The organism is Neobacillus drentensis, from assembly GCF_036966985.1.
GTDB lineage: Bacteria > Bacillota > Bacilli > Bacillales > Cytobacillaceae > Neobacillus > Neobacillus drentensis_E.
Map to the genome: position 1 here is coordinate 15,250 of NZ_JBALSN010000069.1, position 1,832 is coordinate 17,081.

The window sequence follows — 1,832 nt, forward strand, 5'->3', positions numbered from 1 at the left end:
GATTAGTAAAAAATGGTTCCATCCATACGAATTAAGTGAACAATATCAATTAGACCAACTCTCTGCCAACAATACTTTGATGATTGGCAAAATGAATCTATTTCCTGTTGAGACCAATAGAAAAGGTATGTTTGACCGGACACCTGATGAACACTAACACTGGAGGCTGTAACTAATGAAGGCAGTAACGTATCAAGGTATTAAAAATGTTGTAGTCAAAGAAGTTCCAGATCCAAAGATTGAAAAACCAGATGACATGATTATTAAAGTAACGAGTACAGCTATATGTGGGTCTGATTTACATTTAATTCATGGCATGATTCCTAACCTGCAAGAAAACTATGTTATTGGTCATGAACCAATGGGAATCGTCGAAGAAGTTGGTCCAGGTGTGACTAAACTAAAAAAGGGAGATCGAGTAATTATTCCCTTTAATATAGCATGCGGTGAATGCTATTACTGTAAAAGCCATTTGGAAAGCCAATGTGATAATTCTAATGATAATGGTGATATGGGTGCTTATTTCGGATATTCTGGTACGACGGGTGGCTATCCAGGTGGGCAAGCTGAATATTTAAGAGTGCCATTTGCCAACTTTACTCATTTCAAAATTCCAGAGACTTGTGAAGAACCAGATGAAAAGTTAGCAGTTATTGCCGATGCGATGACTACTGGTTTTTGGAGTGTTGACAATGCAGGCGTAAAGGATGGAGATACAGTTATTGTTCTTGGTTGTGGTCCGGTTGGTCTTTTTGCTCAAAAATTCTGTTGGCTAAAAGGAGCAAAGCGTGTCATTGCCGTAGATTATGTAGACTATCGTTTGCAACACGCCAAACGTACCAACAAAGTTGAAATTGTAAATTTCGAACACTTTGAAAATGTGGGAATGCATTTGAAAGAAATGACGAAGGGCGGCGCTGATGTTGTCATTGATGCAGTTGGTATGGACGGTAAAATGACTGATATGGAGTTCCTTGCGAGCGGAATGAAGCTTCAAGGCGGAGCATTAAGTGCGTTTATAATGGCTTCACAAGCAGTACGTAAAGGCGGGACAATTCAAGTTACGGGCGTTTACGGCGGCAGATATAATGGTTTCCCTCTTGGAGATATTATGCAGCGAAATATCAATATCCGCTCCGGTCAAGCTCCTGTCATCCACTATATGCCATACATGTTTGAATTGGTAACAACTGGTAAGATTGACCCAGGCGATGTAGTAAGTCATGTCATTCCTCTTAGTGAAGCAAAACATGGCTATGAGATTTTTGACACAAAAATGGATGAATGTATTAAAGTCGTGTTGAAACCTTAAGGAAGGAGGTATGAAAAATGAACTACGCCTTGCATGAAGTTCTTGAGGTCCATGAGATGGCTGCATTTAAGACCAATTGTCTGACTAAGTCCAAAACGATGAAAGCGTTAGTTACAGATCAGCAATTAAAAGATATTATGCAGCAAGACATTGATGTATCTACGATACAATTACAAGAATATGCTTCTATCCTTTCCAACGCTAAGCAGTAAATTAGGAGATGAATGAACATGAATCCAATCATTGAAAATTTAACTGGCATGAACGCACTATCGGATCAAGTGGTTGCAATGGATTTATTGATTGCAGCTAAGAGTGGAGTTAGAAATTATGCCATGGCAGTTACAGAATCAGGAACGCCCGAAATTAAAGAAATGCTCACTCGCCATTTAATGGAAGCTCTTGATATGCATGAACAAGTATCCTTATATATGGAAGAAAAAGGATGGTATCATGCTTGGGATACAAACGAACAAATCAATTTAGATTTAAATAATATCAATACAGCATTGAACTTACC

General features: G+C 38.6%; 3 protein-coding genes and 1 pseudogene. All 4 read left to right on the forward strand.

Features of this window, described 5'->3' with window-relative positions; genetic code table 11:
- A pseudogene (locus V7659_RS05050) lies at positions 1-157 on the forward strand (spore coat protein); the annotation flags it as partial.
- An 18-nt stretch (positions 158-175) separates the two neighbouring features.
- Positions 176-1,312, forward strand: a complete 1,137-nt coding sequence (locus V7659_RS05055; protein ID WP_335538545.1) for a zinc-dependent alcohol dehydrogenase — start codon at positions 176-178, stop codon at positions 1,310-1,312.
- 17 nt (positions 1,313-1,329) lie between these two features.
- On the forward strand, positions 1,330-1,524 hold the full coding sequence (locus V7659_RS05060; RefSeq protein WP_335538547.1) for a hypothetical protein: 195 nt from the start codon (positions 1,330-1,332) through the stop codon (positions 1,522-1,524).
- Between the two features lie 18 nt (positions 1,525-1,542).
- Positions 1,543-1,832: spore coat protein (locus V7659_RS05065; RefSeq protein WP_335538549.1), on the forward strand; the 290-nt coding region annotated here is incomplete at its 3' end.

What these genes read in the sequence shown, in the direction of transcription:
- V7659_RS05060 (WP_335538547.1), top strand. Translation starts at nt 1,330, where the DNA reads ATGAACTACGCCTTGCATGAAGTTCTTGAGGTCCATGAGATGGCTGCA.
- V7659_RS05055 (WP_335538545.1), top strand. Translation starts at nt 176, where the DNA reads ATGAAGGCAGTAACGTATCAAGGTATTAAAAATGTTGTAGTCAAAGAA.